24 protein-coding genes are annotated in these 23,220 nt (G+C 70.3%); 10 read left to right on the top strand and 14 right to left on the bottom strand.

Going from position 1 to position 23,220, the window contains the following annotated elements; genetic code table 11:
* Positions 1 to 3: 3 nt before the first annotated feature.
* Genes ACFWV3_RS06390 through ACFWV3_RS06375 form a run of 4 tightly spaced genes read right to left on the bottom strand, consistent with a single transcriptional unit; the run spans position 4 to position 4,450 of the window.
* Complete coding sequence (locus ACFWV3_RS06390; protein ID WP_382408930.1) at positions 4 to 978, bottom strand: ABC transporter permease; 975 nt, start codon at positions 976 to 978, stop codon at positions 4 to 6.
* Positions 975 to 1,943: an ABC transporter permease gene (locus tag ACFWV3_RS06385; protein ID WP_382408928.1), complete on the bottom strand. Its 969-nt coding sequence runs from the start codon at positions 1,941 to 1,943 to the stop codon at positions 975 to 977. Before ACFWV3_RS06385 ends, ACFWV3_RS06390 begins: the two co-directional genes overlap by 4 nt.
* On the bottom strand, positions 1,900 to 3,420 hold the full coding sequence (locus ACFWV3_RS06380; protein ID WP_382408926.1) for a sugar ABC transporter ATP-binding protein: 1,521 nt from the start codon (positions 3,418 to 3,420) through the stop codon (positions 1,900 to 1,902). The genes ACFWV3_RS06385 and ACFWV3_RS06380 overlap by 44 nt, the downstream gene beginning before the upstream one ends.
* Positions 3,410 to 4,450: an ABC transporter substrate-binding protein gene (locus ACFWV3_RS06375; protein WP_382408924.1), complete on the bottom strand. Its 1,041-nt coding sequence runs from the start codon at positions 4,448 to 4,450 to the stop codon at positions 3,410 to 3,412. The genes ACFWV3_RS06380 and ACFWV3_RS06375 overlap by 11 nt, the downstream gene beginning before the upstream one ends.
* A 122-nt stretch (positions 4,451 to 4,572) precedes the next feature.
* Here ACFWV3_RS06375 and ACFWV3_RS06370 point away from each other — a divergent pair, with 122 nt between their 5' ends.
* Positions 4,573 to 5,565: a LacI family DNA-binding transcriptional regulator gene (locus ACFWV3_RS06370; RefSeq protein ID WP_382409373.1), complete on the top strand. Its 993-nt coding sequence runs from the start codon at positions 4,573 to 4,575 to the stop codon at positions 5,563 to 5,565.
* 16 nt (positions 5,566 to 5,581) lie between these two features.
* Here the strand turns inward: ACFWV3_RS06370 and ACFWV3_RS06365 are convergent, their stop codons facing one another.
* The 6 genes from ACFWV3_RS06365 to ACFWV3_RS06340 form a co-directional block, all read right to left on the bottom strand.
* Positions 5,582 to 6,079 (bottom strand): O-acetyl-ADP-ribose deacetylase, encoded by a 498-nt coding sequence (locus ACFWV3_RS06365; protein WP_382408922.1) that lies wholly within the window; start codon positions 6,077 to 6,079, stop codon positions 5,582 to 5,584.
* A 576-nt stretch (positions 6,080 to 6,655) separates the two neighbouring features.
* Positions 6,656 to 7,921 carry a tannase/feruloyl esterase family alpha/beta hydrolase gene (locus tag ACFWV3_RS06360; RefSeq protein ID WP_382408920.1) on the bottom strand — a complete coding sequence of 422 codons (1,266 nt, stop codon included), beginning with the start codon at positions 7,919 to 7,921 and terminating at the stop codon, positions 6,656 to 6,658.
* Positions 7,922 to 7,932: 11 nt separating this feature from the next.
* Entirely contained in the window at positions 7,933 to 8,301 is a 369-nt protein-coding gene (locus ACFWV3_RS06355; protein ID WP_382408918.1) for an STAS domain-containing protein, read from the bottom strand.
* Positions 8,302 to 8,400: 99 nt separating this feature from the next.
* A complete protein-coding gene (locus ACFWV3_RS06350) occupies positions 8,401 to 9,306 on the bottom strand; it encodes a helix-turn-helix transcriptional regulator (RefSeq protein WP_382408916.1) in 906 nt (301 codons plus the stop codon).
* 68 nt (positions 9,307 to 9,374) lie between these two features.
* Positions 9,375 to 10,244, bottom strand: a complete 870-nt coding sequence (locus tag ACFWV3_RS06345) for an SGNH/GDSL hydrolase family protein (RefSeq protein WP_382408914.1) — start codon at positions 10,242 to 10,244, stop codon at positions 9,375 to 9,377.
* 147 nt (positions 10,245 to 10,391) lie between these two features.
* Positions 10,392 to 10,931 carry a hypothetical protein gene (locus tag ACFWV3_RS06340; protein WP_382409371.1) on the bottom strand — a complete coding sequence of 180 codons (540 nt, stop codon included), beginning with the start codon at positions 10,929 to 10,931 and terminating at the stop codon, positions 10,392 to 10,394.
* Between the two features lie 93 nt (positions 10,932 to 11,024).
* On the opposite strand from ACFWV3_RS06340, the gene ACFWV3_RS06335 reads away from it, so the two are divergent.
* Positions 11,025 to 11,603 (top strand): nucleotidyltransferase domain-containing protein, encoded by a 579-nt coding sequence (locus tag ACFWV3_RS06335; protein ID WP_382408912.1) that lies wholly within the window; start codon positions 11,025 to 11,027, stop codon positions 11,601 to 11,603.
* Here the strand turns inward: ACFWV3_RS06335 and ACFWV3_RS06330 are convergent.
* Complete coding sequence (locus tag ACFWV3_RS06330) at positions 11,584 to 12,363, bottom strand: DinB family protein (RefSeq protein ID WP_382408910.1); 780 nt, start codon at positions 12,361 to 12,363, stop codon at positions 11,584 to 11,586. The genes ACFWV3_RS06335 and ACFWV3_RS06330 overlap by 20 nt on opposite strands.
* Before the next feature lie 40 nt (positions 12,364 to 12,403).
* On the opposite strand from ACFWV3_RS06330, the gene ACFWV3_RS06325 reads away from it, so the two are divergent.
* Together ACFWV3_RS06325 and ACFWV3_RS06320 are read left to right on the top strand one after the other, a co-directional pair.
* A complete protein-coding gene (locus ACFWV3_RS06325) occupies positions 12,404 to 13,126 on the top strand; it encodes a class I SAM-dependent DNA methyltransferase (protein WP_382408908.1) in 723 nt (240 codons plus the stop codon).
* A gap of 60 nt (positions 13,127 to 13,186) precedes the next feature.
* Positions 13,187 to 14,926, top strand: coding sequence for a hypothetical protein (locus ACFWV3_RS06320; protein WP_382408906.1), 1,740 nt, complete (start codon positions 13,187 to 13,189; stop codon positions 14,924 to 14,926).
* On the opposite strand, the gene ACFWV3_RS06315 is transcribed toward ACFWV3_RS06320, so the two are convergent.
* Positions 14,897 to 15,301 carry a nuclear transport factor 2 family protein gene (locus ACFWV3_RS06315; protein ID WP_382408904.1) on the bottom strand — a complete coding sequence of 135 codons (405 nt, stop codon included), beginning with the start codon at positions 15,299 to 15,301 and terminating at the stop codon, positions 14,897 to 14,899. The two genes, ACFWV3_RS06320 and ACFWV3_RS06315, sit on opposite strands and share 30 nt — an antisense overlap.
* Before the next feature lie 57 nt (positions 15,302 to 15,358).
* Between ACFWV3_RS06315 and ACFWV3_RS06310 the strand changes: the two genes are divergently transcribed.
* Together ACFWV3_RS06310 and ACFWV3_RS06305 are read left to right on the top strand one after the other, a co-directional pair.
* Positions 15,359 to 15,931, top strand: a complete 573-nt coding sequence (locus ACFWV3_RS06310) for a PadR family transcriptional regulator (RefSeq protein WP_382408902.1) — start codon at positions 15,359 to 15,361, stop codon at positions 15,929 to 15,931.
* 15 nt (positions 15,932 to 15,946) lie between these two features.
* Positions 15,947 to 16,255, top strand: a complete 309-nt coding sequence (locus ACFWV3_RS06305; protein ID WP_319963899.1) for a hypothetical protein — start codon at positions 15,947 to 15,949, stop codon at positions 16,253 to 16,255.
* On the opposite strand, the gene ACFWV3_RS06300 is transcribed toward ACFWV3_RS06305, so the two are convergent.
* The gene (locus ACFWV3_RS06300; protein ID WP_382408899.1) at positions 16,252 to 16,650 is read right to left on the bottom strand and encodes a GNAT family N-acetyltransferase; all 399 of its coding nucleotides are present in this window, start codon (positions 16,648 to 16,650) and stop codon (positions 16,252 to 16,254) included. The two genes, ACFWV3_RS06305 and ACFWV3_RS06300, sit on opposite strands and share 4 nt — an antisense overlap.
* Positions 16,651 to 16,722: 72 nt before the next feature.
* Between ACFWV3_RS06300 and ACFWV3_RS06295 the strand changes: the two genes are divergently transcribed.
* The 4 genes from ACFWV3_RS06295 (at position 16,723) to ACFWV3_RS06280 (ending at position 21,148) form a co-directional block, all read left to right on the top strand.
* Complete coding sequence (locus tag ACFWV3_RS06295) at positions 16,723 to 17,232, top strand: hypothetical protein (protein WP_382408897.1); 510 nt, start codon at positions 16,723 to 16,725, stop codon at positions 17,230 to 17,232.
* 64 nt (positions 17,233 to 17,296) lie between these two features.
* Entirely contained in the window at positions 17,297 to 18,586 is a 1,290-nt protein-coding gene (locus tag ACFWV3_RS06290; RefSeq protein WP_382408895.1) for a PepSY-associated TM helix domain-containing protein, read from the top strand.
* Between the two features lie 168 nt (positions 18,587 to 18,754).
* On the top strand, positions 18,755 to 19,765 hold the full coding sequence (locus tag ACFWV3_RS06285; protein ID WP_382408893.1) for a YbaB/EbfC family nucleoid-associated protein: 1,011 nt from the start codon (positions 18,755 to 18,757) through the stop codon (positions 19,763 to 19,765).
* A gap of 69 nt (positions 19,766 to 19,834) precedes the next feature.
* Complete coding sequence (locus tag ACFWV3_RS06280; protein WP_382408891.1) at positions 19,835 to 21,148, top strand: M28 family peptidase; 1,314 nt, start codon at positions 19,835 to 19,837, stop codon at positions 21,146 to 21,148.
* A 1-nt stretch (position 21,149) separates the two neighbouring features.
* Here ACFWV3_RS06280 and ACFWV3_RS06275 read toward each other — a convergent pair whose 3' ends face one another.
* Positions 21,150 to 23,111 carry a putative bifunctional diguanylate cyclase/phosphodiesterase gene (locus ACFWV3_RS06275; RefSeq protein ID WP_382408889.1) on the bottom strand — a complete coding sequence of 654 codons (1,962 nt, stop codon included), beginning with the start codon at positions 23,109 to 23,111 and terminating at the stop codon, positions 21,150 to 21,152.
* Positions 23,112 to 23,220 lie beyond the last annotated feature (109 nt).

Below are 23,220 nucleotides of genomic sequence, written 5' to 3'. Positions count from 1 at the left end.
CTCCTATCTGCGCAGTATTCGTTGCAGGACAACGACGATGAGCAGGAAGACCCCGCTCACCACAGATTGGTAGTTGCTGTCGAGCGTGCCGATCTGGTTGATGACGTTCTGAATCACCTTGATCAGGCCGACACCGATCACGGTGCCGAGCACCGTGCCCATGCCGCCGGTCAGGAGGGTGCCGCCGATGACGACGACCGCGATGGCGTCGAGCTCGAGGCCGACGCCGATGACCGTGACCCCCGACTGCAGATAAGCGGCGGTCAGGGCGCCGGCGAGACCCGCCAGCGTGCCGCTCATCGTGTAGACGAGGACCTTGGTCTTCGCGATGGGAACACCCATGAGGACGGCCGACTGCTCGGCGCCACCGGTCGCGAACACGTTCTGGCCGAAGCTGGTGCGGTTCAGGACCGCACCGCCGAGGACGCAGAGCACGGCCGCGATGAAGATCGGGTAGCCGAAGCCGAAGACCGTGCCGCGGCCCAGTTCCACGAACGCGCTGTCCGGCGGGATCTGGTACGTGGTGGCGCCCTCGTCGGTGATGACGAGGAGCAGGCCGCGGGCGAACAGCAACGACGCCAGGGTCACGATGAACGGCGCCATGTTCGTGCGGGCGATCAGCAGTCCGTTGATCAGGCCGATCAGGCCGCAGACCACCAGCGGCAGCAGCAACGCCACCACGAAGCCGTACTGCGAGCCCCAGGCCGCGAGCACGCCTCCCAGCGCGTAGACCGAGCCCACGGACAGGTCGATGCCGCCCGTGATGATCACGAAGGTCATGCCGAGCGCGATCACCGCGAGGAACGAGCCCTGCAGCGCGAGGTCGCGGATGTTGTCGAGGCTGCCGAAGCGCGGGAACACCAGCCACGACACCGCGACCATGAGCACCAGCGCGACGGCGGCGCCCTGGCGTTGCAGCACCTTGGTCCGTGCCGCCGCCGACTTCGCGACGGCGGGAGCAGCTTGGGTGGTGGTCATCGGCGCTCCCGTGCCACGTACACGGCGGCGATGATGATCGCGGCCTGGATCATCTGCGCGATCGAGTCGGGCAGGTTGTGCTTGATCAGCGTCGCCCTGACGAGCTGCATCAGGACCACGCCGAACACCGTGCCGAGCACCCGGACCTTGCCGCCGGTCAGCGGGGTGCCGCCGACGACGACCGCGGTGATCGCGGACAGCTCCATCAGCATGCCCATGTCGGCGGGGTCGCTGGCGGCGAGCCGGGAGGTGGCGAGCACGCCGGCGACCGCCGCGAGCACGCCGCTGATGGCGTAGACGCCGATCAGGACCCGGTTGACCGGAAGGCCCGCGAGGGTGGCGGCCCTGCGGTTGCCGCCGACGGCGACGACCTGGCGGCCGAACGTCGTGCGGTTGGTCAGCGCGGCGATCACCAGGGCGAGCAGGCCCGCGATGAGCACGCTGATCGGGATGCCGAGCACGCTGTCGGTGCCGAGCGCGAGGAACGCCGGGTCGCGCAGCGAGACGAGCTGGCCGTTCGCGATCACCAGCGCCAGTCCCCTGCCGCCGACCAGCAGCGCCAGCGTGGCGACGATCGGCTGGATGCCGACCTTGGCGACCAGGAAGCCGTTGAACGCCCCCGCCAGCACACCGACCACGAGCGCCATCACGATCGCCATGAGCGGACCGGCGCCGAGGTAGAGCGGGATGACCGCCGCGGCCAGCGCCATGACGGCACCGACGCTCAGGTCGACGCCCTCGGTGCCGATCACCAGCGCCATGCCGAGCGCGACGATCAGGACGGGCGCGGCCTGCACGAGCTGGGTCGTGAAGTTGCCCAGCGTCAGGAAGTTGGTCGTGAACACCGCGTTGAACAACAGCAGGACGACGACGGCGACGTAGACACCGTTGTCCTGCAACCAGCGCGTCCTGGCAGCCGCCCTAGTGGCTGTCGACGGGGGTGCCGGTGTGGCTGTCGTGGTCATCCTCCACCTCCTCGGCCGCGATCGCCGCGAGCACGTGCTCGCGGGTCAGCTGGTCGCCTTCCAGCTCGCCGGCCACCGCGCCGTCCCGCAGGACGACGAGCCGGTCCGCGCCGTCGAGCAGCTCGTCCAGTTCGGAACTGATCAGCAGCACCGCCAGGCCTTCCCGCGCGAGCTCGTCGATCAGCGCCTGCACCTCCGCCTTGGCGCCGACGTCGATGCCGCGCGTCGGTTCGTCGAGGAGCAGGATCTTGGGTTCGGTGCACAGCCACCTGGCCAGCAGCACCTTCTGCTGGTTGCCGCCGGACAGCTCCGAGACCTTCTGCTCGGGGCTGGACACCTTGATGCGCAGGCGTTGCACGAACGTGTCGACGATCCGGTCCTGTTTGGACCTGCTGGTGATGCCGAACCTGCTCAGTCTCGGCAACGCCGCCAGCACGATGTTCTCCCGCACGGAGAGGTTCGGGATGATCCCCTCCGTCTTGCGGTCCTCTGCCAGCATGCTGATGCCCGCCCTCGTGGACCCCTTCACGTTGTGCGGCACCGGTTTGCCCGCGACGAGCACCGTGCCGCCGTTGAGCGGCAGCGCGCCGATGATCGCCTTCGCGGTCTCCGTGCGGCCGGAGCCGAGCAGGCCGGCGAGGCCCACCACCTCGCCCGGCCGGATCGAGACGCTGACGTTGTCGATGCGCGGCTTGCTGGTCAGGCCGGTCGCCTCGAGCACGGGCTGGGTGTCGGCGTGGTGACCCTCGCCGAACGCCGTGGTGCCGTGCTTCTGGATCTCGTTGACCGACCGGCCCAGCATCAGCGACACCAGCTCGATGCGCGGGAGGTCCTGCAACGGTCCGCTGTGGACGTTGCGGCCGTCCCGCAGCACCGTGACGGTGTCGCAGATCCGGTACAGCTCGTCCATCCGGTGGCTCACGTAGACGATCGCGATGCCGGCCTCGTGGAGCTTGCCCACGACGCCGAGCAACGTCTCCACCTCGCGCGGTTCCAGCGACGACGTGGGTTCGTCCATGATCACGACGTCGGCCTCGGCCGCGACGGCCCTGGCCAGCGCCACCATCTGCTGCTCGCCGACCGCGAGCTCGCCCAGCGGGCGGCGCACGTCGGCGGTGATGCCGTAGCCCTTGAGCACCTCGGCGGCCTCGGCGTCGCGGCGCGGGCGGTCGATCAACCCGAACCTGGTGCGCGGTTCGCGGCCCAGGAACAGGTTCGCGGACACGCTCATCAGGGGGACGAGGTTGACCTCCTGGTAGATCGTGGAGATGTGGCCGTCGCGCCGGATCTGACCGGCATCCGGGGTGTGGATGCCGGTCAGAACCTTGATCAGCGTCGACTTGCCCGCGCCGTTCTCCCCGACCAGCGCGTGGATCTCACCCCGGTGCAGGGTGAAGTCCACGTCGCTGAGTGCGCGGACGCCGGCGCCGAAGGTCTTCGTGACGCCGGCGACCTCGATCACCGGATCAGTAGGCATTGGCGAGCTTCTGCGCGGCGTTCGTCGTGTCGTACTCGTCGTCGGAGATCACGATGGTGGCCGGGATCTCGTCGCCCTTGCCGAACTTCTCCAGCGTGTCGAACGCGAGCGGGCCGAAGCGCGGGTTGGACTCGACGACCGCGGTGTAGCTGCCGTCCGCGATCAGCTGCACGGCGTTGCGCGTGCCGTCGATCGAGACGACCTTGACGTCCTTGCCCGGCTGCTTGTTCGCGGCCTTCAGCGCGGTGACGGCACCGACGCCCATCTCGTCGTTCTCGGCGTAGACGGCGGTGATGTCGGGGTTGCTCTGGATGAGCTGCTCCATCACGGCCTGGCCCTTGGACCTGTCGAACTCACCGGTCTGCTCGGCCACGACGCTCAGGCCGGGGGTGCCGGCGATGCCGTCCTTGAAGCCCTTGGTGCGGTCGACGGTGACGTTGTTACCCGACGCGCCGAGCAGGATGGCGACCTTGCCGGTCCCGCCGGTGGCCTTGATCATCTGCTGGGCGGCGCGCTTGCCCTGCTCGACGAAGTCCGACCCGATGAAGGTCAGGTAGTCCGTGCACGGCTGCGACGTGACCTTGCGGTCGATCGTCACGACGGGCACCTGCTTCGCCTTGGCCGCGTCGAACGCGGGCTGCAGGCCGTCGGAGTTCAGCGGCGCCACGACCAGCAGCTTCGCGCCGCGGTCGAGCAGCGACTTGATGTCGCTGATCTGCTTGTTCAGGTCGCTCTGCGCGTTGGTGACCAGCAGCTCGGCACCGCGCTTGGCCGCCTCGTCCTTGATGGACTGCGTCTCGGCGATGCGGAACGGGTTGGCCTCCTTCTCCGACTGGGAGAAGCCCACGACCGCCCCCTTGAGGTCGACCTGGGGGTATCCGGTCTTGCTCCGGGCGCAGCCGGGCCCTGAGCTCTGGTTCTGCGCGGCACTCGCGGCCGGCCCGCCGCTCGTCGCGGTTTCTTGACTCTCTCTCGCAGTGCAACCGGTCACGAGCAGGGCGGCAACTGCGATGAGCAGGATGCGAGACATCTTTGGCTCCTACACGGGGCTGTACGTGGTGGCGCTCTCAGGCGCTAGATTTGCATCGTTGTTCCAACGATGTAAAGACCCGAGACCGTCCCGGTATAATTCCCGGTACTCATCTGGAGGCTCTGTTGGCCACGCTCAAGGACGTCGCCCGGCTGGCGGGCGTGTCGGTCAAAACCGTGTCGAACGTGGTCAACGGCTACTCGTTCGTGAAACCGGACAACCGCCGCCGCGTCGAGGAGGCCCTCGAGGCGACCGGCTACCGCCCCAACCTGGGAGCCCGCAACCTGCGCCGCGGCCGCACCGGGTTCATCGCCCTGGTGCTGCCGGAGCTGTCGATCCCGTACTTCGCGGAGCTCGCGGGCCTGGTGATCGCCGCCGCCCAGGAGCACGAGTGGAACGTGCTGATCGAGCAGACGTTCGGCACCCTGGCCGGCGAGCGGGCGGCACTGGCGTCCCTGGGCCCGCACCTCGTCGACGCGGCCATCCTGAGCCCCGAGGCGTTGCAGGCGGGCGACTTCCAGCTGTCCGTCCCCGCCGTCATGCTCGGCGAGCACGCGGTCGACGTGCCGATCTCCCGCGTCGGCATCGACAACGTGGCCGCGGCCCAGGCCGCCGTCCGCCACCTGATCTCGTTGGGACGCACGCGAATCGCCGCGATCGGCGCACACCCGCACCGCGGCACGGCCGCACTGCGCCTGGAGGGCTACCGCGCCGCACTGGCCGAGGCGTCGCTGCCGTTCTCCCAGGACATGGTCATCCCGGCGCTGAACTACCACCGCGCGGACGGCGCGGCGGCCATGAAGTCGTTGCTGGACATGCCGACCGCGCCGGACGCGGTGTTCTGCTTCAACGACCTGCTGGCCATCGGCGCGATGCGCACCGCGGCGGAGCGGTCGGTGCGGGTGCCCGGCGACCTGGCCGTGGTCGGCTTCGACAACAACGAGGAGAGCGCTTACAGCGCGCCGTCACTGACTTCGGTGGCACCGGACAAGTCCGCGATCGCCCGCGCCGCCGTCGACCTGCTGCACCGGCGGGTGGACTCGCCGGACGACGCGCTGGAGGACGTGGAGACGCCGTTCTCCTTGCTGGTCAGGGAGAGCACGGTGGCGCGGTGAGCGTCCGCTTCGCCGGCTAAGGGCGCGCGAACGCGTCGTAGGTCGCCTGGTCGAACAGGACGAACCGGATCAGGTCGATCTCGGCGTCCCGCACCGCCTTGCGAGCGATCCGGGCCGCGCTGTCGACCGGCCAGCGGTAGATGCCCGTGGAGATCGCCGGGAACGCGATGCTGGTCGCGCCGAGACCGGTGGCGACCGCGAGCGAGTTGCGGTGGCAGTCCTCCAGGAACTGGGACCGGTCCTCCGCGTCCGACCAGACCGGGCCCACCGTGTGCACGACCCAGCGGGCCTTGAGCCTGCCCGCCGTCGTGGCGACGGCCTGACCCGTCCTGAGGCCGCCGCCGTAGTGGCCCGCCCGCAGTCTCCGGCACTCGGCCAGAATCTCCGGACCGCCCCTGCGGTGGATCGCGCCGTCCACTCGCCCGCCGCCGAGCAGGGAGGAGTTCGCGGCGTTGACGATCACGTCCACCTCTTGCGCGGTGATGTCGCCGAGGACGTACTCGATGGTGGCCACGTGCCCGATTGGATCACGTCAGCGGGCAGGTCTGCACGTCAGCTGGGCGCTGCACCGTCTGCGACGGCGGTTTCGTCACCCCGTTCAGCCACCGTTCCAGCGCCCACGAACGCGATGCTGGTCGTCCCCGGATCCTCGACGGGCTTGATCGAGTGCAGGTGGCAGTCCTTGCGGTGGCTCCGACCGGTCTTCGGTGTTCGGACCGGGCCCGCGGTGCGCGTGATCAACGAGCGCGACGTGCATGTGATCAACGAGCGCGGCGTTCACGTGATCAACGAGCGCGGCAGAGGCCCCGCCCACCCTGGGGGCAGGCCGCCCACCTCCACTCAACATAGCGGCGACTCGCGGCTGTCAACCCACCATTGGGCGATCTGTGGACAAGCTGGTCCGCCCAGACGGTTGTGGCCGGGTTGTCCACAGATCGTCACGGCAGGGGCTTGACAGGCGGTGCGCGACGCTAAAGTCGTGTTCGGTGGGTCGGGTGGTCAGCCCCCTGGGTGGGCGGGGCCTCTCCCGCGGCAGGGCCTCTCCCGCGGCAGGGCCTCTCCCGCGGCAAGGCCTCTCCCGCAGCGTTGATCAAACCAGCGGGCAGGTCTGCACGTCGTCGGGCCTCGCCAATGTCTTCGACGCCGGTGGCGCGACCCCGTCCAACCACCGCTCCAGCGCCAAGAACGCCGACCGGTGGCAAGGCGCGAGCGGCCGCAGCCGGTCCGGATAGGTGTCGACCAACCCGTCCACGTGCGTGCCCTGCTCGACCCGGTAGTACCGGTGCAGCCGGTCCGGTGTCATCGCCGCGTACACGTCCGAGTCCTGGCTGATCGGCAGCAGCACGTCGTGGGTGCCGTGCACGGTGATCAACGGCCGTTTCACCTTGCCCGTCAACGCGATCCGCGACACCGCCGGCCCGGCGATGCGACGTCGCGCGGCATACGAGTAGTCGGCGTCGCAGAGTTCGGTGCCCGGCGCGCAGAACGGGATGCCCGCCTCCAGCGCGCCGTCGAAGTCCGGGTCGAACTCCTCGCGGTAGATGCGCTGGGTCAGGTCCCAGTAGTAGCGGTAGTGGTAGTCCCACAGGAACTCCGTGCCGGCCGGGAAGCCCGCCGCGACCATCTGCGCGTGTGCGGCCGGGTCACTCGCGAGGTAGGCCGGGTAGGCGCGGAGCACGGAAGGCAGGAACGTCAACGGGTTCGGGCCGCCGACCGTCCACAGTGTCCCTTCCCAGTCGACGCCGCCGTCGTAGAGGTGCGGACGGTTCTCCAGCTGCCAGCGGACGAGGTAGCCGCCGTTGGAGATGCCGGTGGCGATCGTGCGGCTCGGGGCGCGGCCGTAACGTTGCCGGACAACGGACTTGGCGGCGATGGTGAGCTGTGTGAAGCGCTGGTTCCACTCCTCCATCGCGCGGCCGTCGCGGTAGAACTGCGCGCCGGTGTTGCCCTTGTCGGTGGAGGCGAAGGCGTAGCCGCGCGACAGCACCCAGTCGGAGATGGCGCGGTCGTTGGCGTACTGCTCGCGCACGCCGGGCGCGCCGGTGACGACCAGGCCGCCGTTCCAGCGGTCCGGGAGCCTGAGCACGAACTGCGAGTCGTGCCAGCCGTGGTTGGTGTTGGTGCGGGAGTCGTCCGGGAAGTAGCCGTCGACCTGGATGCCGGCGACCGGGTCCGGCACGGGCAGCAGGGCGCTCGTGAGGCCCGCCCAGTCGGCGGGGTCGGTGTGGCCGGTGACCGTCGTGCCGGTCGTGGTGAGGTCGGCGAGACGGGCGAGCTGCTGATGTTCGGCGCCGGGCACCGTCATCCCGGCGACGGGCGGGGCCAGCGCGAGCACGAGGACCAGCGGGAGCAACATAGCTGGTCAAGCTAATGACGGCCGCCTCGCGGCGACATGGTTGCCTCCCACACAAGCCCGGCTTTGAAGGTGGTGAAGCCGAACAGGTCCAGCACCCTGCGCACCTGTGGCTGGGGGTCGCGGAGGTCGAACGTCTTGCCGTTGTGGTGCGCGGCGCACAACAGGAGCAGGAGGCTGCGCAGGCCGCTCGCGGCCAGGAACGTCACCTCGCCCAGGTCGACCGACACGCTGCTCGTGGCGGTGTCGGTGACGCCGGGCAGCACCGCGGCGAAGAACAGCTCGCAGGTCGTCACGTCCATCTCGCCCCGGCAGACGGCCACGAACCGGGTGCCGGTGCGGTGCGTCCGCACGTCGAACGGGCTGGTCTCGCAGGCGGTCATCGGGGACCTCACATCGGGGAGCGGACCACCTACTCCACCGCAGCGGCCAGGCGGCCGATACCAGCTCGAACGAAGCCGGTGCCGCGAAAGCGAAGTGCCTCAGCCTGACCGCAGGGTCTGCGACGGCGAGACTCCGTACGCGGCACGGTAATGAGCAGCGAAGACACTCGAACGGGCGTAACCCCAACGCACGGCGATCGCCGTGACTGACCCGTTCGCAGCACGCAGATCCTCGTGCGCGCACGACAACCGCACGCGTCGAAGGTAGGCCATCGGCGTCATGTCCAGGTGACGACGAAACGCAAGCTGGATCGCGCGAATCGACACACGCGCAGCACGGGCGATGTCCGCAGCAGTGATGTCCTTGGCCGCGTTGCTCTCGATGAACGCCATGGCACGCCGCAAGCTCCGAGGGTGCGCATCGCGCCGTTCGCCAGGCGACTCGACGAGTGCGTTGTTCGGGAACGTGGCCAACGTCGTCGCGACTAGCAGACGGGTCGCATTCGCCACCACGAGCGGATGCTCCTCGAACACCGGAAGCACCTCATCACGCAGATGAACGCACGTAGACCGCCACGCAGCACCAGCACACCGCGAGAGAGGCCGGAACCCCTCGAAGCGAACGTCGTCCGCGAACTCGTTGACCACTTTCTGGTCGAGCACGACCATCGACACGTCAGGGTCGTCGATCGCCGCCCGGAACGGCCGGTCGGGCGGCGCGGTGAGGAAGACGTCGCCGGGCAGGAGGAACCTGTCGTCCCCGCCCGTGCTGTGCTCGACGCGCCCGGCGTCCAGGTGCCCGAACACGTAGTTGCGCAGCGGATCGCCGGTGGCGTTCAGGCCGATGCTGCCGCGGACCCGGTCGAAGCGGATCGGGCCGAGCGTCCGCGAGGCCATCCAGCTGTGCGAGCGCTCCTTGCCGCCGTTCAGGCGCAACCTGCTGTAGGCGGCGCTGAAGATCTCGTGCGCCGCGTCCAAGTCCGTCATCTCGACGACCTGTTCCACGTGCTGCACGATCCTCGCCCGTCCTGGCGGTTGTCCACCGCCAGGACGGGCGATTCCGCCGGTCGGTGTCAGACCCTCACGAGCGACGCGAGGGCCGTCTGGCCCGCCACGTTCGGGTGGAACACCGCCTCGATGCCCTCCTGCCCGGGCGCCAGCGCGTCGAACCCGCGCAGGAACGGCGTCCCGGCCTCGCACAGCGCGTGGCCCTCGAACGTCTCGGGACGGGAGAACGGGCTGGCGTACGTCGCGAACGCGCCCTGGCGGCGGGCGGCGGTCACGGCGGACTTCAGCGTCGCGTCGAGGCCGTCGGCCACGGCGTTGCCCTCGACGCGTTCGGCGGTGGTCAGCAGGCCGTCGCCGCAGATCGGGTCGAGCGTGGCGGCGGGCGGGTTGTCCGAAGTGGACACCTGGCGGCCGTAGCCCACCACGACGATGCGCGCGTGCGGGCTGCGGCGGTCGATCTCGGTCAGCAGCGCGGTGACGTTGCTGCCCATCTGGGGCAGCTTGGCCAGGGTCGCCTCGGTCGGTGCGCCCGTGCAGTCGCTCAGGACGCACGTGGTGCCGTACGAGGCGTAGTCGATGTCGTTGGTGCCGATGGTGAGCAGCACCAGGTTCGTGTCCGGCTTCAGCGCGTCGAGCTGGGCCGGGCGTTCCTTGAACGGCACGGACAGGTCTGCGGTGGCGGCGCCGCTGCAGCTGACGTTCGTCACGGAGCCGAGCCGGCCCGCGGCGCGCAGACGGGCTGCCACCTGCTCGCCGTAGGAGTTGTTGCTGCGCCAGCAGTTCCCGGCGGTACCGTCCTGGTAGTCCCCTGCTCCCACGCCCGACGCGTAGGAGTCGCCGAGCACCACCAGCGACGTCGAGTACGAGGCCTGGGCCGGTGTGGTGATCCCCAGTGCGGCCACGACAGCGGCCAGCACACCGATCGTTCTCTTCACGGAGAAGTCCCCCTTGTTGATGTTGCGCCCTGACTCCACTGTGCCCGAACCCGCGCATCGCTTGCCACCAAACGAGATGCATGCGCGCTGACAACGCGCTCACCAGGTGCGACAGACGCCGAACTTCGGCGGCGAATGGACCCGGTCTCACACCGCGGCGAGGACGGCGGCGATCTCCTCCAGCAGCACCGTCTTGCGCGGGTTCGGCAGAAACGACGCCAGCACGTCGTTCTCGGCCAGCCGCGCGACGTCCGCGTGCCCGAGTCCCGCCACCTCGGCCACCGCCAGGTACTCGCCTTCCAGCGTCGCGCCGAAGAACGGCGGGTCGACGGTGTTCAGCGTGACCACCACCCCGGCGTCGAGCATCTGCCGCACGGGGTGCGCCTCGATCGACGGCACCTGGCGCGTGCGGACGTTGGACGTCGGGCACACCTCCAGCGGGATCCCCTTCACCGCCAGGTGTTCCAGCAGGGCGGGGTCCCGCACGCAGCTCGTGCCGTGCCCGATCCGCCCGGCCGACCTCCGGGCCGCCGCCCGAACGAGACCAGCGCGGCGGCTTCCGCTCGGCCGGACTCCAGACCGGCGAAGACCTCGTCCGCGGGCGCGCCGGCGGTGACGTGGTTGTACGGCGTCACGGTGACCTCGGCGTACCGGACGTTCTGGTGCGCCAGGTCCCCCGCCAGCCAGGTGACGGAAGGTGTGGATGTCGCGCCGGTCCCTCAGTGTCGACTGGACGGCCCACAGGACGGAGCCGACGCTGGCCGAGCCGACGAGGTGGACGTGCAGTCGGTGTCAGCGCCGTGGAGCGGCAGCGTGAAGTCCGGCACGACCCCCGACGCAGCAGTAACCGAGGTGACCGGACCGCCGCTCGGCTGCTTTGCTCACCACGTGGAAGCGGAAGACGTGCTGGAGATCTTGGCGGCGCTGGACGGGAACCAGGTCTGGATCGGCGGCGGCTGGGGCGTCGACGCGCTGGTGGGCAGGCAGACCCGGCCGCACGACGACCTCGACCTCATGCACCGCGAGGACCAGGAACCAGAAGTCCTGAAGGCGCTCGACGACCTGGGTTTCGCCGAGACGCTGTCGTGGCGGCCGGTGCGGTTCGTGCTCACCGATCCCGCCGGACGCGAGATCGACCTGCACCCGTTGCGGTTCGCGGCGGACGGCAGCGCCGAGCAGTCGTCGCTGACGCCCGGCGAGCCGTTCCGCTACCCCGCTTCGTGCTTCGTGACCGGAACGGTCCTCGGCAGCACCGTGCCGTGCCTGTCGAAGGAGCAGCAGCTGCACTTCCACCAGGGGTACGAGCCGCGCGAGCGCGACCTGCACGACCTGGCGCTGCTCAGGAACCTGCCCGCTTGACCAGCGCGTCGAGGTCGCGTTCGGCGTAGAGGCGGTGCTCCCACTCCTCGTTGATGATCCCGAGCACGACCTCGCCGAGCGGGTACGCCTGCGCCTCCGGCCAGCCGCCGGTGTCCGCCACCGGCACGGTGTCCGACGCCAGCTGCTCCTCGGTGATGCCGGCCAGCAACGCCCGGACGCCCGCCATCCGGTCGTGCCGCAGCTCGAGCACCTCGTCGAGCGACGGCCGGGCGGCGCGGTCGCGGGGAATGCCCGGCGTGTCGCGCATCTCGTCCCACGGCAGGTCGAGCGGGTGCCACGGCGCGAGGTCGCCCTGGATGACGCGGCGGATCCACGCGTCCGTCGCGAACACCAGGTGCCGCAAGGTCTCGATGAACGACCACTCGCCGTCGACCGACTCGTGCAGCAGCTCGGGGTCCAGGCCGCGGGCGCGGGCGACCGTGCCGTCCCACAGCCGTTCGAGCGTCGCCCACGCCTCGCGGAACCCGTCCGGGTCCGTGGGCCGCATCTTCGCGCGCTCGGGGTGGCGGCGGTTCAGCTCGGCCTCGACGTACGGGCCGATGTCCACGCCGTTGACGGTCAGCTTGCCGATCTCGCCGTGGATGTCGACGTCGGCCATCTCGACGCCGCGCATCACGACGCGGTTCATCCACACGCCGCGGAACACCGTGTCCTGCATGGACACCGCACGAAACGTCGCCCCGCCCAGCTTCACCCGCTCGAAAGAGGATCCGCTCAGGTCCTGCCCGATGAAGTCCATGCCCGTAAAACTAGTTGGCACGCTGGCTAGCGTGGGTCAGGTGAAGGGATTCGACCCGAGTTTCGGGCCCGAAACGGCGAAGAACTACGACAACTCACCCCGCGGCGACGAGGACGAGTGCGTGCGGTTCCTCGCGAGCCACGGCGCCACGGCGCTGGAGCTCGCCATTGGCACCGGCCGCATCGCGTTGCCGCTCAAGGAGTCCGGCGTGGCGGTGGACGGCATCGAGCTCTCCCCCGACATGGTCGCGCGGATGCGGGAGAAACCCGGCGGCGCCGACGTCGACGTCACGATGGGTGACATGTCCACTGTGGGCACCGGACGGACGTACTCGCTGGTGTACCTGGTCTTCAACACGATCACCAACCTCCTCACCCAGGACGACCAGGTGCGGTGCTTCGAGAACGCGGCACGGCACCTCGCCCCCGGCGGCGTGTTCGTGATCGAGTGCGGCCTGCCGAGCTGGGCCGCGCGCGACCGGCACCAGTTCATCGACGTCGAGTCGATGGAGCTCGACCGCGTCGGCCTCGACGTCAACCGCTACGACCCCGTCACCCAGATGCTCGACGAGAACCACGTGGTGATCAGCGCGGACGGCATCCGCTTCGGCCCGATCCGGCAGCGCCTGACCTACCCGTCCGAGTTCGACCTGATGGCCAGGATCGCGGGGCTGCGGCTGCGCGACCGGTGGGCCGGCTGGAGCGCTGAGCCGTTCGTGGCGTCCAGCACGCGGCACGTGAGCGTGTACGAAAGAGCCGCGTAACGTTCTTGGCCGGCAACCGAGTTCCTCTGTGTCCACTCAGGCGGCACGGAGGAGGCGACGATGATCGCAGTCGTTCCGGTGCGGTACGCGGCCGCGGACCCGGTCTGGTCGCGCGAGCAGTTCGAGAACTGGATGCGGCCGGGCGTGGAGCTCGGCCTGGGGGACTTCTGGTGGCGGTCCTCGCGCGGGCACTTCGACGTGAGCAGCCGGGTGTACGACCCGGTGGAGATCCCCGACCCCGGCACGGTCACCAACGACCGGCGCGGCGCCCTGCACGAGGCCGTGGTCAAGGCCGCCACGCAGGTCGACTGGGCGAGCACGGACGTCCTGCTGATCTGGCTGGCCCGCTCGACCGGGTGGTGGGGCGGCGGATCCGTCACCGTGCCGGTGCCGGGCGGGGACAAGCAGGTCGCGGTCAGCGTGGTCGACTCGGTGACGCCGTTCGACGCGGCCTGCCAGGAGCTCGGGCACGGCTTCGGCCTGAGCCACGAGCTCGACACGGACGGCAAGAGCGAGTACGGCTCGCCTTACTCGGTGATGAGCGCGCGCGTCTACGGCAACGGAGTCCCCGGCCAGCCCAGTTTCGTGCGCGCCACGGACCCGCGACTGCCCGACGGCGGGCCGAACCACGAGGCGCCGTTCCTGGGCAAGCCGGCGAACCTGATCGTCGGTCCGCTGCTGACCGCCGCGCACCTGTACGGCGTGCAGGCGTTCCGCGACAGCTCGTCGGTGGTGAACGTCCGCTCTTTGCCCGTCAGCGTGCGGTTGTTCGCGCTGAACTACGACTCGCCGGGCTCCGGCAAACCCGTGCTGATCGCCGTGCCGTCCCAACGACGTGATGGCCGCACGTTCTTCGTCGAACTGCGCCAGCGCCGTGGCTACGACGCGGCGATCACGCCGGAAGGCCTGGTCGTGCACCACCGCAGCCCCGAGGGCCGGATCGTGTACGTGGGCGTGGTGCGGCTCGGCGTCACCGACTGGGTGTGCCCGGCCGGCGACTTCACGGTGCGGCTCACCGGGTCCGGGCACGACTTCGCCGACGTCGAGGTGCGCGCGGGGTCGGTGATCTCGTTCCCGATCCGCGGTGTGCTGCTGGCAGGCGGGTTCCGCACGCAGCACCAGCTGAACGCCATGTCCCACGACGACATGCGCAACACGTTGATCGTCGAGATGACCAACCACAGCAACCAGGACGACTACCAGCGCTACGACAACGACACGCTGGCGGGCATGGGCGCGATGATGGTCTTCCTGCGCCGCAACGGTTTGCGCGACGACGCGGCACTCAAGACGATGTCCGCGGACGACCAGCGCAACACCGCGATCGTCGAGCTCGACGCGCAGACCGGCGCGGGCAGGGCGTTGCAGGGCTTCACGAACCTGCAACTCGCCCAGATCGCGCTGGGCAGCGACCTCGCGAGGCGCGGCCAACGCCCCGGCCTGGTCAGCTTCTTCGTGCGCGGCGTGCTGCTGCTGGGCCGGTTCCGCACCCAGCACCAGCTCAACGCCATGTCCCACGACGACATGCGCAACACGTTGATCGTCGTGATGACGTCGCTCAGCAACCAGACGAACTACCAGGCCTACAACGACGCCGACCTCGCCGGCATCGGCGCGGTCATGGTGTTCCTGCGGGAGACCGGTATCCGCGACGACGCCGCGCTCAAGACGATGTCCGCGGACGACCAGCGCAACACCGCGATCGTGGAGCTGGACGCGCAGACCGGACGAGGACGTGAGCTGCAGGGGCTGGGCAACCTCGACCTGGCGCTAGTCGCGCTGGGCGTGGAACGCTTCTAGCGCCTCGGCCTTGATCTGGTCGAACTGCGCGGCCATGGCCTCCGACAGCGCCTGGGCGCCGGACAGCGGGCGCACCATCACGGTGAACTCGTCGATCAACCCGTCGGCGTTCAGGTGCAGGAAGTCGCAGCCCTGGATCTCCTTGCCACTCACCTCGGTGCGGAAGACCAGGGCGTGGTTGTCCCCGTCGTGGATCACGCGCTCGTAGCGGAAGTTCTCGAACACCCGCAGCACGCCGCGCAGGATCGCCGCGGTGATCGGCTTGCCGGGGTACGGCGTGAACGCGACGGGGCTGGTGAACACCACGTCGTCGGCCAGGCAGGCCTCCATGGCGTCGGTGTCGCGTGCCTCGACCGCCTTGCGGAATGCGTCCACGTCAGTACCCCGAATACTCAACTTGTTGACTAGGTCAGGGCACCGTAACCTGCGACTATGTCTCTGCGCAACGCCGTGATGGCCGCGCTGCTCGACGGGGCGGCGTCCGGCTACGACCTGGCCAAGGCGTTCGACGCGTCGGTGGCGAACTTCTGGACGTGCACCCCGCAGCAGCTCTACCGCGAGCTGGACCGGATGACGGCGGACAGGCTGGTCGAGGCGCGCACGGTCGAGCAGGAGCGCAGGCCGACCAAGCGGCTCTTCTCGCTCACCGCGCAGGGCGTGGAGGCACTGACCGCGTTCACCGCCGAGCAGCACAAGCCCACCGCGATCCGCGACGAGCTGCTGGTCGCGGTGATGGCGGTGGAGGCGGGCGACGTCGAGGCCGTGAAGGCGTCGATCCGCGAACGCCGGCAGTGGGCGGAGGCCAAGATCGCGCGCTACGAGCGGCTGAGGGCGCGGCTGCTCGACGGGCGGACCGAGGAGGAGTTCCTGGACGAGGCCGACCGGGTCGGGCCGTACCTGACCCTGGTGCGCGGCCTGTCGTTCGAACGGGACAACGCGCGGTGGTGTGCGCGCAGCCTCGCGGTCCTGGAGCGGCGTGGTGCGCGGCTCGACGCGTCCGGGTGAGGTTGAATCGCTGTCATGAACGGCATCTCGTTGTTGCAGGAGGCACTGAGCGCGCCCGCGGAGGAAGCGCGCAACCGGTTCGCGGGACGGCTCAACGGCTACCTCGAGGGGTCCGACGTCGTCCACGCCGTGCGGCTGCAGGGCTGGCTGGGGCTCGAGGTGCCCGGCCCCGGCTGCCACGTCGGCACGGGCAGCTGGGACTTCACCCGGTTCAAGGCGACGACGTCCCCGGTGACGTGCGGGCGCTGCCGCAGCGCCGGGTTGCTCACCAGCTCGTTCACCGGAGGGCCGCACCAGCAGACCCTCGACCTCGAAGGGATCTAACCGTTCAGCACGCCGCGGTGGCGCACGCCCATTCCGGTCAGCGCCGCCATGCCGAGGCGTTCGTAGTACGGCCGCAGCGCGTCGTCACACACCAGGTCCACGGAGTAGAGGTGCTCGGCCTCGGCGAAGACCCGGCGCATCAGCTCGGAGCCGATGCCGCGCCCCTGGAACTCCGGCCGCACCTCCAGCCACGGGACGAACGCCGTCAGCACGCCGTCGCTGATCATGTTCACGAACCCGGCGACGGTGTCCTGCGAGCGTGCGACCACCACGCGGTAGCTCCCGCGCAGCACGGCGAGGTGCTGCGCGGGTGACGGAGGGGTCGGCCAGCCGACGAAGAAGCCCACCAGGTCTTCCTCGGTGAGAGCGCTGACATCGGTGTCGTAAGTGATCACGACGACATTGAACCGTTCCCGGCGAAATTGCGTGGGGTGGTTTATCCCGGTTCGCTGGCTACGCTCCTGCTCATGACCCCGCCACCAGTGCCGTTGCGCCGTGTGCGCTGCGCTGCTGTCGGCGTGGTCACCGGAGCGTTGGCGGTCTTCGCGCACACGGGTGCGGACGGCCGTCTGCCCGACGCGGGACTGGTTTTCTCGCTCGTGGCGCTGCTGACGTGGGCGACGACCGGGTTCGCCCGGCACGAGCTGACGCCCGCGCGGTTGCTCGCACTGGTCGGCGGAGGCCAGCTCGCGATGCACTTCGTGCTGTCGCTCGCCGAGTCGCGGCACGAGCACGCCGATCCGTCACGCATGGTCGTGTCGCACGTCGTGGCCACCGCACTCACCATCGCCGTCCTCGCCGTCGCCGAACGCACGGTGCTGACGGTCGCCCGTGCCGTCGCGGCGGTTCTTCCCCGCAGGCCCGCCGTCCTGCCCGCCTCCGCTCCCCTCGTCGTCGCCACGCCCGCGCACGGGCCGGCCGCGACCGTCTCCCCGGACGTGCTGTCGTGGCGCGGTCCTCCGGCTGAACAGGTCTGAAAACCCCTTTCACAGGACCGCATCCGCGCGGTCCTGGTACCTGTTCACGCCCATTTGGAGTGCCATGACCACCACATCCGCTCCGTCACGCACATCGTTCGCGTGGCGAGGGCTCTTCATGCGCCTGCACTTCTACGCAGGTGTGCTCGTCGGCCCGTTCGTCCTCATCGCAGCACTGACCGGCGTGCTCTACGCCCTGACCCCGCAGCTCGAGTCGTGGATCTACTCGGACCAGCTCCGCGTGCCCGCGACCGCGAACCAGCTCCCGCTCAAGACCCAGGTCGAGGCCGCGCTCGCGACCTCGCCGCAGGGCACGCTCGTGGCGGTCCGCCCCGCCCCGGAACCCGGTCTCACCACGCGCGTCCTGTTCGCCGAGGAGGGTCTGGGCGAGTCCGAACGCCGCGCGGTCTTCGTCGACCCCGGCACCGGACGCGTCACCGGTGACCTCGTCGCCTACGGGACGAGCGGCGTGCTGCCGGTGCGCACGACGCTGGACCAGTTGCACCGCAACCTGATGCTCGGCGAGCCCGGCCGCCTCTACAGCGAGCTCGCCGCGTCGTGGCTGTGGGTCGTGGCGCTCGGCGGGCTGGTGCTGTGGATCAGCAGGCCCCGCAACAGCAAGCGCATCCGCAAGCACGGCCTGGTCGGCGTGTGGGTGCTGGCGGGCGCCTTGTTCCTGTCCGCCACCGGGCTCACGTGGTCGGCCTACGCGGGCGAGAACATCGCGTCGCTGCGCCAGTCGTTCGGCTGGACCACGCCGTCGCTGGAGATGCCCGGCGGAGGCGGCGACCACGCGGACCACGGCGAGCACGACCCGGCCGCCGGCGGTCCCGGCGACATCGACGGCGTGCTGGGCGCCGCGCGGTCGTGGGGCGTCGACGCCAAGCTGGTCGAGATCGGCCTGCCCACCACGTCCGACGGCGTCTGGAAGGTCGCCGAGATCGAGAAGGGCCTGCCGACGCAGGGCGACCAGGTCGCGGTGCAGGGCGGCGAGGTGGTGAGCTCGGTGCGGTTCGCCGACTTCCCGCTCGCCGCGAAGCTGACCCGGTGGGGCATCGACGCGCACATGGGCGTGCTGTTCGGCTGGCCCAACCAGCTCCTGCTGCTGCTCATCGGCGGCGGGCTCGTCGCACTGGTCGTGATGGGCTACCGGATGTGGTGGAAGCGCAGGCCGACGAGCGGCTTCGGCCGTCCGACGCCGCGCGGCCAGTGGCGCAAGGCCCCGCCGGCGGCGCTGGCCGGTCTCGGGGCCGCCACCCTGGTCGTCGGCTGGTTCGTGCCGCTGCTCGGGATCAGCCTCGTCGTGTTCCTCGTGGTGGATCTCGTCCTGGGCAGGCGCGCGAAAACGGCCTGACACAACGGAACGGTGGTGGTCCGGTGCCACGGACCACCACCGTCCACTGTGGACAGGGCTTGCCTGATCTGGACATTTACGGCATATTAACGGGCAGGTGAGCCGGGAAGTCTGGTCGGCCCGCACGTCACACGCGGTGGCGGCGGAGAGCTGACTAGGGGTGCGCTGATGACACTCATTCCCCGGTCCATCCCCCTGATCAACGACCCCCACGTCGTGCACGCGCTGGCCGCGCGCTGGCGTCGCACCAGGACGTTGCTGCTGCTCTCCGCCGGCGTGCTGCCCGTCGCGATCGGGATCGTCTGCGTCGTGCTCGCCGGGATGACGTCGGCGGGCCAGCGGGTCATGCCGTGGTGGACCGCGATCCCGGCCGTCGCGGCGGCGGCGTGCGCGTGGGCGTTGCTGTCGTGGTTGCGCCGCAACGGGTTGAGCGACCCGCACTCGTGGCTGCCGGCGACGACGCTGATGACCGGCGCACAGCTCGTGCTCGGCGTGCTGCCGGGTTCGGGGATCGCGCTGCGGCTCAGCCCGGGAGCGGCCATCGCGGTGAAGGCGTTGTGCGCGGCCGGGGTTCTCGGCGCGGGCTCGGCGAGCGCGCTCGCCAGGATGGCGCACCGCTCGCTGCTCGCGACTCCGGTGCTGGAGCTCGGGTCGACGGCGTTCCCGCTGGTGCTCGCGGGCGGTGGGTCCCGCGTGGTGATCGGCACCGACCGCGTCGACTGGACCACCAGGACCGGCTCGCGCGTCGACGCCGGGGTCTCGTTCGCGCGCATCGACCGCGTCACGGCGCAGGCGAACGCGATCGTGCTGCACACCGCGTCGGGCTCGTGGACCGTCCCGGTGTCCGATCCCGCGACCGCGTCGGCGTTGCTGCGCCGCCGGGTCGAGTGGTGGGAGGAGCGCCGCAACGCCACCGCCGAACGCGAGGAGCGCCGGTACCGCGACCTGGTCGGGCTGCTCGCCGCGGTGAACGGGGAGGCCACGCGCGGCGGCGTCAGCGTGACCGTCGACTCGAACGGCGTCACGACCGGCATCTCGCTGAGCCCGGACGTGCGCGACCTCGACCCGGACGTCCTCGCCGCACGGCTCATGGCGTGCGTGCACAAGGCCCGTTCGGACGCACGCCGCCAGGTCGAGGACCTCGTGCTCGACCACGCTGCCGCGAAAGCCATCCACTAGTCGCTTGTCGGGTCCGTGCGCGCCTGCCTACGTTCGGAACGCCTGCACATCTTCCGATGGGGGACCGACATGCGCAGACGTGACTTCTTCGCCGCGGCGGCGGGACTCGCCGCCGTCGTGGCAAACCCGGCCAGTGCTCTCGCGGCCCAGGAGCAACGGCCGGGTGCCTCGCACCTGCCCGACCTCGACCTCGGCGACCTCCCCGTCGTGGCACGGGTCAGGGCCCGCCACGCGCTGGAGCACCTGAAGGTCCTGAGCGACCGGATCGGGCCGCGCATCGGCGGCACCGAGTCCGAGCACCGGGCGCGCGACTACCTCGTCCGGGAGCTGAAGGCGTTGCGGTACCAGGTGACGACGCAACCGTTCACCGTGCCGGACAAGTACCTGGCCGAGATCGACGGCCGGTGGCAGGCCGGCGCCTCGCGGTCCGGCTCGCTCGGCGTGACGGTGAAGGCGCCGTTCGCAGAGGTGGTGGACGGCATCGAGCTGACCGGCAAGATCGCGTTCTTCGTCAACGCCCCCACCGGGTCCGCGCACGTGCACGACGCGATCGCCCGCGGCGCGGTGGCCGTCGTCCTCGGCCGGATCTCCGCGACGGCGAGCAAGTCCAGCGCCTTCTCCCCCACGCTCGACCGGGACGTCGCCGTGCCGGTGATCGGCCTCGCGCAGGTGCACACGGAGAAGCTGCGCGCCCAGGGCTCCGGCGAGCTCACGATCACCACCACGCACCACCCGAACCTGACGTCCTACAACGTGATCGCGGACCGGCCGGCGACGTTCCCGTGGCGCGACAACGGGGTCGTGATGGTCACCGCGCACTACGACAGCGTGCCGGGCTCGCCGGGCGCCAACGACGACGGCAGCGGAACGGTGCTGTGCCTGGAGCTCGCCCGCGTGCTGCGGCACCTGCCGACGCACAAGGCGGTGCGGTTCGCGCTGTGGGGCTCGGAGGAGCAGGGCCTGCTGGGCTCGCGGTACTACGTCTCGCAGCTGCCGCCGGAGGAGATCGCGCGGATCAAGGGCGTGTTCCAGAACGACATGGTCGCCACCAGCCACAACCCCGCCACGGCCTACTGGCTGCTCTCGGTCGACGGCGCGGACAACACGACGACCGCCGGTGTCCGCGCCGCCGCGCAACGGCTCGGGTACGACCCGCGGGTGCACGGACCGGTGGTGCGCGGGTCGAGCGACCACGTGCCGTTCCACGAGAAGGGCATCGCGGCGGCGAACTTCAGCTGGCGCGGCGAGGGCGGACCGGCCGAGCTGGAGCCGATCTACCACACGCCGGAGGACACGATCCGCGACAACGTCAGCCTCGAACGGTTGCAGGTGTCGCTGGAGCTGATCGGTGCCGCCGCCTACCGGCTGGCGGCCCAGCGGTAGGTCACGGCGCCGGCGCGGTCAGCTCCTTCGCCGTCCGGTCCCGCAGCCACGCGGCGAACTCGTCCGCCGGCAGCGGTTTGCTCAGGCAGTACCCCTGCACGATGTCGCAGCCCAGGGTGGCGAGGACGTCCCACGTCTCCTCGTCCTCGACGCCCTCGGCCACGACCTCCAGCTCGAGGTTGTGCGCGAGTCCCAGCAACGAGCGGGTGATCGCGCCGCTGGACGCGTCCGTGCGCATGTTCGTGGTGAACGACCGGTCGATCTTCATCTCGTGCACGGGCATCGTCCGCAGGTAGGCGATCGACGAGTAGCCGGTGCCGAAGTCGTCGATCGACAGCCGCACGCCCAGCTCCCGCAGGCGGGTCAGCACGTCGCTCGCGCGGATCGGGTCGGCGATGATCGCGCTCTCGGTGATCTCCAGCGTCAGCACGTCCGGCGGGCGGCCGTGCAGCTTCAGCGCGTCGGCGACCTGCTCGGGGAACGTCGGGTCGTGCAGGCACTGGGCGCCGACGTTGACCGACACCGGCACGTCCCAGCCCTCGGCGTGCCAGGTCCGGCACTGCGCGAGCGAGTGGTCGAGCACGTACCGGGTGAGCGGCTCGATCAGGCCGGTCTCCTCGGCCGCCGGGATGAACCGGTCGGGGCCGAGCAGGCCGAGACGCGGGTGCTGCCAGCGGCACAGGACCTCGGCGCCGCAGACGGCACCGGTGCGCACGTCGGCCTTGGGCTGGTAGTGCAGCACCAGCTCCTCGTGGTCCAGGGCGCGGCGCAGGTCGCTGATCACGGTGAGCTGGGCGGCGCTGTGGTCGTCGCCCGGCTCGAAGACGGACGTGCCGAGGCGGGCGCGCTTGGCCGCGTACATGGCGATGTCGGCGTGCTTGAGCAGGTCGTGCACGTCCGCCGAGTCGGCCGGGTACATGGCAACGCCGATGCTGCACCCGACGTCGACGGACAGGCCGTCCAGGTCGACGGCCTCCTGCAGCGCGAGGTGCACGCGGTCGGCGACGACGAGCGCGTTCGCGGGCGAGAGCACCGACGGCAGCAGGACGGCGAACTCGTCACCGCCCAGGCGCGCCACCGTGTCGACGTCGCGCACGGCCGCGGTCAGCCGGTTCGCGACGTGCTGGAGCAGCCGGTCGCCGAACGCGTGGCCGAGGGTGTCGTTGATCGGCTTGAAGCGGTTGAGGTCGATCAGGAACAGGCCGAGCGGGTCGCCCGTGCGGTCCGAGCGCTCGATCGCCTCCTGGGCGTGGTGGACGAGCAGGGTGCGGTTGGCGAGACCCGTCAGCGCGTCGTGCATCGCCTCGTGCTCGCTCTTGGCCGCCTGGCGCAGGATCTTGCGGCGGTGCCCGATCAGCACCGCGGCGCAGAGCCCGACCAGGCCGAGGTCGACGACGAACGCGATGACGGCGGCGAGCCGCAGCCTGCCGTTCTGCGCCTCGGCCTCCCGCAGGTAGTCGGTGGTCTCCAGGCGCTTGATCTGCACGACCGTGGAGAGCTGCTTGCGCAACGAGACCAGCGTCAGCTCGGCCTGGTCCGCCTTCTGCCACGCGCTGGTGGCGTCACCGCGGTCGCCCGCGGTGACCGTGTCGCGCAGCAGGGTCGAGTAGTCGCCGTAGAGGTCGCTGACGATCGTGGCGGCGCGGACGTCGGCGGTGCCGCCGTGGGCCTTGAGCCAGCGCAGGCTCTCGTCGGCGGCACCCGCGGCGTTCGACACGGGTCTGCGCATGACGGGTGTGCCGGAGCGGAGGTAGTCGACGAGCGCGTGGTCGGCCACGTCGACGTTCTGGACGACGAGACCCCAGCGGTCGCTGATCTCGTTGAGCTCGTGCAGGTGGTCGGCGGCCCTCTGCATGCTGAGACTCGTCCACAGCGCGAGACCCGCCAGCGCGGCCAGACCGATCGTCAGGCTGATCACGGTCGTGTGCGCGGTGGTGCGGGCCTCGACCCAGTTGGACAGCATCTATTGGCGCCTCACGTGGACATCGCTTTCCGGCGAAGTAGCTATTGGTACGCAGCCAAAGGATTGCACGCAAGCCGACACAGCGGTTCGCGGTGCACTAGCCTTGACC

It is taken from the genome of Lentzea sp. NPDC059081, from assembly GCF_042738015.1.
GTDB lineage: Bacteria > Actinomycetota > Actinomycetes > Mycobacteriales > Pseudonocardiaceae > Lentzea.
The sequence above is the reverse complement of the archived record's forward strand: the minus strand, read 5'-3'. Positions and strand labels throughout refer to the sequence as shown.

Excerpts from the sequence above, each read along its gene's own strand:
- ACFWV3_RS06385 (WP_382408928.1), bottom strand. The coding sequence starts at position 1,943 with ATGACCACGACAGCCACACCGGCACCCCCGTCGACAGCCACTAGGGCG.
- ACFWV3_RS06285 (WP_382408893.1), top strand. The coding sequence starts at position 18,755 with ATGACACTCATTCCCCGGTCCATCCCCCTGATCAACGACCCCCACGTC.
- ACFWV3_RS06390 (WP_382408930.1), bottom strand. The coding sequence starts at position 978 with ATGACCACCACCCAAGCTGCTCCCGCCGTCGCGAAGTCGGCGGCGGCA.
- ACFWV3_RS06290 (WP_382408895.1), top strand. The coding sequence starts at position 17,297 with ATGACCACCACATCCGCTCCGTCACGCACATCGTTCGCGTGGCGAGGG.
- ACFWV3_RS06275 (WP_382408889.1), bottom strand. The coding sequence starts at position 23,111 with ATGCTGTCCAACTGGGTCGAGGCCCGCACCACCGCGCACACGACCGTG.
- ACFWV3_RS06295 (WP_382408897.1), top strand. The coding sequence starts at position 16,723 with ATGACCCCGCCACCAGTGCCGTTGCGCCGTGTGCGCTGCGCTGCTGTC.
- ACFWV3_RS06380 (WP_382408926.1), bottom strand. The coding sequence starts at position 3,420 with ATGCCTACTGATCCGGTGATCGAGGTCGCCGGCGTCACGAAGACCTTC.
- ACFWV3_RS06280 (WP_382408891.1), top strand. The coding sequence starts at position 19,835 with ATGCGCAGACGTGACTTCTTCGCCGCGGCGGCGGGACTCGCCGCCGTC.
- ACFWV3_RS06360 (WP_382408920.1), bottom strand. The coding sequence starts at position 7,921 with ATGTTGCTCCCGCTGGTCCTCGTGCTCGCGCTGGCCCCGCCCGTCGCC.
- ACFWV3_RS06375 (WP_382408924.1), bottom strand. The coding sequence starts at position 4,450 with ATGTCTCGCATCCTGCTCATCGCAGTTGCCGCCCTGCTCGTGACCGGT.
- ACFWV3_RS06330 (WP_382408910.1), bottom strand. The coding sequence starts at position 12,363 with ATGGACTTCATCGGGCAGGACCTGAGCGGATCCTCTTTCGAGCGGGTG.
- ACFWV3_RS06355 (WP_382408918.1), bottom strand. The coding sequence starts at position 8,301 with ATGACCGCCTGCGAGACCAGCCCGTTCGACGTGCGGACGCACCGCACC.
- ACFWV3_RS06320 (WP_382408906.1), top strand. The coding sequence starts at position 13,187 with ATGATCGCAGTCGTTCCGGTGCGGTACGCGGCCGCGGACCCGGTCTGG.
- ACFWV3_RS06305 (WP_319963899.1), top strand. The coding sequence starts at position 15,947 with ATGAACGGCATCTCGTTGTTGCAGGAGGCACTGAGCGCGCCCGCGGAG.
- ACFWV3_RS06310 (WP_382408902.1), top strand. The coding sequence starts at position 15,359 with ATGTCTCTGCGCAACGCCGTGATGGCCGCGCTGCTCGACGGGGCGGCG.